Origin of the sequence: Pseudomonas sp. MD195_PC81_125, from assembly GCF_014060985.1 — a bacterium.
In the GTDB taxonomy this organism is placed as follows: domain Bacteria; phylum Pseudomonadota; class Gammaproteobacteria; order Pseudomonadales; family Pseudomonadaceae; genus Aquipseudomonas; species Aquipseudomonas parakoreensis.
Genome location: NZ_JABULD010000040.1, coordinates 21,729 through 30,303, shown reverse-complemented (window position 1 = coordinate 30,303; position 8,575 = coordinate 21,729). Strand labels below are relative to the sequence as shown.

Below are 8,575 nucleotides of genomic sequence, written 5' to 3'. Positions count from 1 at the left end.
TTTTGACTTTGATGTTCAAGATCAAAAGATCGCAGCCTGCGGCAGCTCCTACAGGGGCGGGCACAAAAAAGCCCCGCGACCGAATGATACGCGGGGCAAAAAATTGGTTGGTTGCGGCCAACCAAAGGAGCGCTTTGAAAACCTTTACTTGCTGGCGACGGTTTCTGGCTGCCAGCCACCACCCAAGGCCTTGTAGATCGCGACGATGCCGCGATACAGATCGACTTCGGCCTGGGCCTGACTGTCTTCGGCGTTCAGCCGTTCACGCTGGGCGTCGAGCAGCACGAGGAAGTCGGTGGTGCCTTCGCGGTAGCGGATTTCAGCCAGGTCGGCAGCCTTGCGGCTCGATTCACTCTGACGAATCAGCGAGATCAGCCGTTGCTGACGCTTGCCGTAATCGCTGAAGGCGTTTTCCGATTCTTCCAGCGCCAGCAACACTTGCTGCTCGTAGGTGGCGAGTGCGCCTTCGGCATCGGCATCGGCGCCACGCAAGCGGGCGCGCACGCTACCCAGATCGAACGCCGCCCAGGTAATGCTTGGGCCGAGTGCCCAGGCGTTGGCCGCTGAGGAGCCGATCTGCGAACCACGCCCGGCCGTCCAGCCCAGGAACCCGCTGAGGCTGACCCGTGGAAACAGATCGGCTTTCGCCACACCGATCCGCGCGGTGGCCGAGGCCAGTTTGCGTTCGGCGCTGAGGATGTCCGGACGGCGTTGCAGCAGCTCACCCGGATCACCGATCGGCAAAGCCTTGGCAATTGCCGGCAAGTCTTTCGGGCTCAAGTCCACGGTCATTTTGTCCGGACGCTCACCCAAAAGGGTGGCGATGCGGTTTTTCTGCCGAACCTGTTCCGCCTGCAGTTGCGGCACGCTGGCTTCGACCGAGGCCAGACGCGCATCGGCACGTTCGACGTCGAGCTGATCACCGACGCCGGCGTCACGCAGGCTGATGGTGATCTTGCGCGACTCCTGCTGGTTTTCCAGGTTGGCCACGGCGATTTTCTCGCGCAGTTGCGCCCCGCGCAGTTGACCGTAGGCGTCGACCAGTTCGGCAATCATCGTGACTTGCAACTGGTACAGATCGGCTTCGGCCGCCTGCTGGTCGGCGTCGCTGGCTTCCAGATTGCGCTGGATCCGGCCGAACAGGTCCAGCTCCCAGGCCATGTCCAGGCCCAGATCGTAGCGCTCGCTGTTGACCCGCTTGGTGGTCTGGCCGGGGATTTGTCCCTTGGCCAGATCACTGCTGGCGCGGCTGGTGATGGTCGGCATCGCGTCGTTGCTGACGTCGTCGCGGATCGCCCGGGCGGCTTTCCAGCGGGCGAACGCCACGCGCAGTTGACGGTTGCCTTGCAGCGATTGCGTCACCAACTGGTTGAGGGTCGGATCGTCGAATTGCTGCCACCAGATGCCTTCGAATTTCGAACGGTCAAAGTTCTTTTGCCCGGCGGCGCCATCGGTGGCGGCCGTGATATTGGCCGCCTCCGTGGCTGGGGTCTTGTAGTCGGGGCCGACGGCACAGGCGCTCAGCGCCAGCACCAGAAGACTCGGCAGGAAGACTTTCAGACTCATTATTGCGCCTCCAGTGGCTTTTGAAGAGCGTGCGCTCTGGCCGCTTTGCGGGCTTCCCCGCGTTCGACAAAGTTACGGATCAACACGTAGAACACTGGCGTCAGCAACAGACCGAAGAAGGTCACCCCGAGCATCCCGGAGAACACGGCCACACCCATGGCGTGACGCATCTCGGCACCGGCACCGCTGGAGAACACCAGTGGCACCACACCCATGATGAACGCGAACGAAGTCATCAGGATCGGCCGCAGACGCAGACGGCAGGCTTCCAGTACCGCAGCCAGCGGGTCGAGGCCTTCCAGCTGTTTGTCCTTGGCGAATTCGACGATCAGAATCGCGTTCTTACAGGCCAGGCCCACCAATACGATCAAACCGATCTGGGTAAAGATGTTGTTGTCGCCGCCGGAGACAATCACGCCGGTGATGGCCGACAGCAGGGTCATCGGTACGATCAGGATCACCGCCAGTGGCAGGCTCCAGCTTTCGTATTGAGCGGCGAGCACCAGGAACGCCAGCAATACGCAGAGCGGGAACACGAACAGCGCGGTGTTGCCGGACAGAATCTGCTGATAGGTCAGGTCGGTCCACTCGTAGGTCATGCCGTTTGGCAGTTCATCCTTGAGCAGTTTTTCGATGGCTTTTTCGGCCTGGCCGGAGCTGTAGCCAGGGGCTGCCGCACCGTTGATTTCAGCGGTGATAAAGCCGTTGTAGTGCATCACGCGATCCGGGCCCGAGGTGTCGCTGACCTTGATGAAGGTCGCCAGCGGGATCATTTCGCCCTTGTTGTTACGCACTTTCAGCTGACCGATCTGATCGGATTCGAGGCGGAACTGCTGTTCAGCCTGAACGTTGACCTGATAGGTGCGCCCGAAGCGGTTGAAGTCGTTGGCATACAGCGAACCCAGGTAGATCTGCAGGGTGTCGAAGATGTCGCTGACGGCCACGCCGTGGGTCTTGGCCTTTTCGCGGTCGATGGCGGCATCGACTTGCGGCACGTTCACGGTGTAGCTGGTGAACAGTCCAGCCAGTTCCGGCACGTTGTGGCTCTTGGCGATGATGTTCATGGTTTCCTTGTACAGCTCGTCGTAGCCCAGGTTGCCCCGGTCTTCGATTTGCAGGCGGAAACCACCAATGGTGCCCAGGCCTTGTACCGGCGGTGGCGGGAAGATCGCCATGTACGCTTCCTGAATGTTCGCGTACTGACCGTTCAAGGCCCCGGCGATGGCACCGGCGGACATGCTCGGGTCTTTACGTTCATCGAACGGTTTCAGGGTCACGAACACGATGCCGGCGTTCGGGCTGTTGGTGAAACCGTTGATCGACAGGCCCGGGAACGCTACGGCGCTTTCCACGCCAGGCTGTTTCAGCGCCAAGTCGGACATGCGCTTGATCACGTCTTCGGTGCGATCCAGGCTCGCGGCGTCCGGCAGTTGCGCGAAGGCCACCAGGTATTGCTTGTCCTGGCCGGGTACGAAACCGGTTGGTGTGCTGGAGAAACCGAAGAACGTCAGCACCATCAGGCCTGCATACAGCAGCAGAGCGATGCCGCTGCTGCGGATCACGCGGCGCACCGTGCCGACATAGCCATGGCTGGCCTTGTCAAAGAAACGGTTGAACGGGCGGAACAGCCAGCCACCGAAGATCCTGTCGAGAATCCTGGAGAAGCGGTCTTTCGGCGCGTCATGCCCTTTGAGCAACACGGCGGCCAGTGCTGGCGACAGCGTCAGCGAGTTGAACGCCGAGATCACGGTCGAGATCGCAATGGTCAGCGCGAACTGCTTGTAGAATTGCCCGGTGAGGCCGGAGATGAATGCCGCCGGAACGAACACTGCACACAGTACCAGTGCGGTCGCGATGATCGGGCCGGTCACTTCGCCCATGGCCTTTTTGGTCGCATCAAACGGGTTGAGCCCCAGTTCAATGTTGCGCTCGACGTTCTCCACCACCACGATGGCGTCGTCCACCACGATACCGATCGCCAGCACCAGGCCGAACAGCGACAGGGCGTTGAGCGAGAAGCCGAACAGGTGCATGACCGCAAACGTACCGATCAACGACACCGGCACCGCCACCAATGGAATGATCGAGGCGCGCCAGGTCTGCAGGAACAGGATCACGACCAGCACCACGAGGATCAGCGCTTCGAAGAGGGTGTGAACCACCGCCTCGATCGAGCCGCGCACGAAGATCGTCGGGTCATAGACGATGCTGTAGTCCATGCCTTGCGGGAAGCCTTTCTTCAGTTCCTCCATCTTGCCGCGAACTTCGTTCGAAATATCGATGGCGTTGGAGCCTGGACGCTGGAAGATCGGGATCGCGACCGCTGGCTGGTTGTTCAGCAACGAACGCAGGGCGTACTGGCTGGAACCCAGCTCGACACGCGCGATGTCCTTGAGACGAGTGATCTCACCGTTGTCGCCGGAGCGGATGATGATGTTCTCGAACTCTTCCTCGGACACCAGACGGCCTTGGGTGTTGACCGACAACTGGAAGCTCTGGGCATTCGGGGCAGGGGGCGCACCGAGCTGACCGGCAGCAACCTGACGGTTCTGCTCACGAATCGCCGTCACCACGTCAGTGGCAGTCAGATTGCGCGAAGCGGTCTTGTTCGGATCGAGCCAGACCCGCAGCGAGTAATCGCCCATGCCGAACAGTTGCACGTCACCGACACCGCCCAGACGCGCCAGCTCATCCTTGATGTTGAGGATCGCGTAGTTGGACAGGTAGAGCATATCGTAGCGTTTGTCCGGCGAGGTCAAGTGCACAACCATGGTCAGGTCGGGCGAGGCCTTGTCGACGGTGATACCGATGCGCGTCACTTCCTCGGGAAGTTTCGGCTCGGTACGGGTCACCCGGTTCTGCACCTGTACCTGCGCGTTATCCAGGTCGGTGCCCAGCGCGAAGGTGATGGTCAGGGTGATCTTGCCGTCCGCAGTGGACTGCGAGGACATGTACAGCATGTTCTCGACGCCGGTGATGGCCTGCTCCAGCGGAGCGGCCACGGTTTCACCGATGACTTTGGGGTTGGCACCCGGGAAGTTGGCACGTACCACCACGGTCGGTGGCACCACTTCCGGGTATTCGCTGATCGGCAGCTGGAACAGCGAGATCGCACCGGCGATCAGGATCAACAGCGAGAGCACCGCTGCGAAGATCGGCCGTGAAATGAAGAATTGGGAAAAATTCATCGGAGTTGTCGTCCCTTAACCGCGTGGGGTCGTAGCGGCCAGCTTCACAGCCGTACCCTGTGCACCTTTGGCAGGTGCGACTTTGGGCAGGTTGCTGGCTTCCAGCGCTTGACGTTGTTGAGCCAGAGCGGCAAGGGTCTGCTCGCTGGCCATCGGGATCACTTCAGGCGTCACCGGCGAACCCGGACGTACCCGCTGCAGGCCCTTGACGATAATCGTGTCGTCCTTGTTCAGACCGGTGCGCACGATGCGCAGGCCTTCGATCTTCGGCCCCAGTTCAACGGCGCGATAAGCGGTTTTGTTGTCCGCATCCATCACCAGCACGAACTTCTTGCCGAGGTCGGTACCGACCGCTTCGTCGTTGATCAGCATGGCGTTATAGGTACCGCTGCCGACCAGTTTCAGCCGTGCGTACAGGCCCGGGGTGTAGGTGCCGTCGCTGTTGTCGAACACCGCGCGACCACGGATGGTGCCGGTTTTCGGATTGACCTGGTTGTCGACGAAGTTCATCTGACCGAGGTGCGGGTTGCCGTCTTCGTTGGACAGGCCCATGTACACCGGCGTGGTGGCGCCACGTTGGCCGTTGCGGGCGAGTTGGGTGTATTTGAGGAACACACGCTCGTCAGCGTCGAAGTAGGCGTAGACCTTGTCAGTGGAAACCACGCTGGTCAGCGGTGTGGTGTCGGCGGTCACCAGGTTGCCGGCGGTGATCTCGGCACGGCTGACGCGGCCGCTGATTGGCGCGGTGACGCGGGTGAAACTCAGGTTCAGTTTGGCCAGATCCAGTTGCGCTTGCAGGGCGCCGACGGCGGCGCGGGCCTCTTGTGCGGCACTGGTGCGAGAGTCGGCCAGTTCAGCAGAGATCGCGTTGCTGGCGCGCAGACGTTCGCCGCGACCGGCTTCGTTTTCACTGCGGGTGGCATTGGCGCGTGCCTGGGCTACCAACGCTTCGAGACGGCGAACTTCTGCCTGGAAAGGACGCGGATCGATCTGGAACAGCAGGTCACCTTTCTTGACCAGCGCGCCTTCGGTGAACGCCACCTCGTCGATCTGGCCGGAGACCCGCGGACGGATTTCAACGGTTTCCGGCGCTTCGAGGCGCCCGGTGAATTCGTCCCACTCGTTGACCGGTTGTTCCAGCACCTTGGCCACGCTGACTTTGGCAGCGGGCATGGTGGCGGCAGTCTCCGGAGTCTTGCCGCAAGCGCTCATCACCAGCACGGCCAGCATGGCCAAGGGGAAGCGCAAATGTTTGAGTGACTGTTCCATGGAATCATCCGCCAATGTATTGAAGATGGGCGGATGATGCTCGGCGGGCTGTGATGGCACGAATCGAATGAAGCAAAGGTAACTATCATTCGGAATGATATAAGAGCGATTCGAGCCCTCTAGCATGCACCTTTCGTTAGGGTGCTATCAATTGGTTTGATGACAAATGTGTGTTGCGGATCGGGCAAGAATCCACAGACATTGAAATTGCTCGCGCGCAGAAGCAGATTCACCGCACCATTACTTGCTTCCTATCGACCCTGAGCGGCCAATAAATGACCGAACAGCGCGGGTTCTTGTGGCTTGTTCAGTGTACCCGGCGTCCCCTGAACGCATTCGGCAATCGGTGTACGAGTCACCGACAGATGGGCACAGATCGCTTGCGCACAGCTCGCGCGCGATCATCGACGAGTAATAAGACGTTCAATGAGTGATTCTACGGCGACAAACACCGGCAACTGGTACGCAGTCATTGCCCTGGCATTGGCCGCGTTTGTGTTCAACACCACCGAGTTTGTGCCGGTCGGGCTGTTGAGCTCGATCGGCAGCAGCTTCGCCATGTCGACGGCGCAGGTCGGTCTGATGCTGACCATTTACGCGTGGGTGGTGTCTCTGACGTCGCTGCCGATCATGCTGCTGACGCGCAACGTCGAGCGACGCAAACTGTTGCTCGTGCTGTTCGCAATGTTTATCGCCAGCCACATTCTGTCGGGTCTGGCGACCAGCTTCGGGGTGCTGCTGGTGAGCCGGATCGGCGTGGCGCTATCGCATGCGCTGTTCTGGTCGATCACCGCTTCTCTGGCCGTGCGCCTGGCTCCGCCGGGCAAGCAGGTTCAGGCGCTGGGCTTGCTCGCAACCGGTACTTCGCTGGCGATGGTGCTGGGCATTCCCCTCGGCCGCTTGCTGGGGGAGGCCATGGGCTGGCGCACCACGTTCATCGTGATCGCGGGCTTCGCGGCAGCACTGGTGTTCTGTCTGGCGAAGGTGCTGCCGTTGCTGCCCAGCCAGAACTCGGGCTCGCTCAAGAGCCTGCCTATATTGCTGAAGCGACCTGCGCTGGTATCCGTTTATGTCCTGACAGCTCTGGTGGTGACTGCCCAGTTCACCGCCTACAGCTACATCGAGCCGTTCGTACTGACCGTGGCCAACATGAGCGGTGAGGTGGTGACGCTGCTGCTGTTGTTATTCGGCGGCGCCGGCATTTTCGGCTCGCTGCTGTTCAGCTATTTGCACAGCTATAACCCGCAACGTTTTCTGATCATCTGCGTATCGGTGCTCGCCTTGTGCCTGGCGTTGCTGTTGCCGTTCAGCGGCAACGTCTCATACCTCGGCGTGCTGAGTGTGTTCTGGGGCATGGCGATCATGGGCTTCGGGCTGGCGCTGCAGTCGAAAGTCCTGGTGCTGGCGCCGGACGCCACCGACGTGGCGATGGCGCTGTTTTCCGGGATCTACAACATCGGCATCGGCGGCGGGGCACTGGTGGGCAGTTGGGTCGGCAGCCAGTTCGGCTTTGCTTACGTCGGGCTTGTCGGCGGGATGCTGGCGGCGTTGGCGTTGGCGTCTTACTGCGTGTCGATCTATCGCATCAGCCGGCCGAGGACTTGAGCCTTTGGCTGCCTGCTTAATGTGCGGGCAGCTCAAGGCTGTCAGGATCCCCGAAAAACATCTGAATCCGCGACCGCAACCAGCGCTCCCCTGGATCGTTGTCCTGCGATCCACGCCAGGCCATGTGCAGCTCAAACGTGCGCGTCGGCAACGGTGGATCTTCTGCGCGCACACCGCCCGCCGCCGTCAGCGCATCCGCCGTGTAATCCGGCACCGTCGCAACGATGTCGGTACCGGCCAGCAACGTGCTCAAGCCGTTGAACTGCGGCACGGCCAGCACCACGTGGCGCTTGCGCCCGAGTTTCTCCAGCTCTTCATCGATGAAGCCACTCAGGTCGCCGGCGAACGACACCAGCGCATGCGGACGCGCGCAGTAGTCATCCAGGCTGAGCGGGCCGGGCACGGTGTCGGCGCGCAGCAGCTTCGGCTGGCTGCGACGCAGCACCTTGCGTTTGGCGTTGGCCGGCAGGTCGGTGGTGTAGCTGACGCCGATGGAAATTTCGCCGGAGSCAGCAGGCTTGGCATCAATATGTAGTTGACCCGGCGCACGACGAGGACGATCCCCGGTGCTTCGGCGCGCAGGCGTTTGAGCAGCATCGGTAGCAGGGCGAATTCGACGTCGTCGGACAGGCCGATGCGAAATACCGAAGTGCTGGTGGCCGGATCGAAGTCCGCCGCTCGGCTGACGGCGGTGGAAATCGAGTCGAGTGCCGGGGAGAGCAGGGCGAAGATTTCCACGGCGCGAGCGGACGGTTCCATGCTGCGTCCGGTGCGCACGAACAACGGGTCATCGAACAGGCTGCGCAGGCGCGAGAGCGCTGCACTGATCGCCGGCTGGCCGAGAAACAGCTTCTCGGCGGCACGGGTCACGCTGCGTTCGTGCATCAACGTTTCGAATACGATCAACAGGTTCAGGTCGACACGACGCAGGTCATTACGATTCATCT

At 61.2% G+C, this 8,575-nt stretch carries 4 protein-coding genes and 1 pseudogene; 1 reads left to right on the top strand and 4 read right to left on the bottom strand.

Annotated elements, in window-relative coordinates; translation table 11 throughout:
• Window positions 1-144: 144 nt before the first annotated feature.
• The 3 genes from HT737_RS02330 to mexE are packed head-to-tail and all read right to left on the bottom strand — an operon-like array spanning window position 145 to window position 6,023.
• The gene (locus tag HT737_RS02330) at window positions 145-1,566 is read right to left on the bottom strand and encodes an efflux transporter outer membrane subunit (RefSeq protein WP_041064275.1); all 1,422 of its coding nucleotides are present in this window, start codon (window positions 1,564-1,566) and stop codon (window positions 145-147) included.
• Window positions 1,566-4,754 (bottom strand): efflux RND transporter permease subunit, encoded by a 3,189-nt coding sequence (locus HT737_RS02325; protein WP_121185579.1) that lies wholly within the window; start codon window positions 4,752-4,754, stop codon window positions 1,566-1,568. Before HT737_RS02325 ends, HT737_RS02330 begins: the two co-directional genes overlap by 1 nt.
• 15 nt (window positions 4,755-4,769) lie before the next feature.
• On the bottom strand, window positions 4,770-6,023 hold the full coding sequence (mexE, locus tag HT737_RS02320; protein ID WP_047294597.1) for a multidrug efflux RND transporter periplasmic adaptor subunit MexE: 1,254 nt from the start codon (window positions 6,021-6,023) through the stop codon (window positions 4,770-4,772).
• A gap of 426 nt (window positions 6,024-6,449) precedes the next feature.
• Here mexE and HT737_RS02315 point away from each other — a divergent pair, with 426 nt between their 5' ends.
• Window positions 6,450-7,628: a sugar transporter gene (locus HT737_RS02315; RefSeq protein WP_182401284.1), complete on the top strand. Its 1,179-nt coding sequence runs from the start codon at window positions 6,450-6,452 to the stop codon at window positions 7,626-7,628.
• A gap of 16 nt (window positions 7,629-7,644) precedes the next feature.
• On the opposite strand, the pseudogene HT737_RS02310 reads toward HT737_RS02315, so the two are convergent.
• Window positions 7,645-8,573, bottom strand: a pseudogene (locus tag HT737_RS02310) (LysR family transcriptional regulator).
• Between the last annotated feature and the right edge of the window lie 2 nt (window positions 8,574-8,575).

What these genes read in the sequence shown, in the direction of transcription:
- HT737_RS02330 (WP_041064275.1), bottom strand. Translation starts at nt 1,566, where the DNA reads ATGAGTCTGAAAGTCTTCCTGCCGAGTCTTCTGGTGCTGGCGCTGAGC.
- HT737_RS02325 (WP_121185579.1), bottom strand. Translation starts at nt 4,754, where the DNA reads ATGAATTTTTCCCAATTCTTCATTTCACGGCCGATCTTCGCAGCGGTG.
- mexE (WP_047294597.1), bottom strand. Translation starts at nt 6,023, where the DNA reads ATGGAACAGTCACTCAAACATTTGCGCTTCCCCTTGGCCATGCTGGCC.
- HT737_RS02315 (WP_182401284.1), top strand. Translation starts at nt 6,450, where the DNA reads ATGAGTGATTCTACGGCGACAAACACCGGCAACTGGTACGCAGTCATT.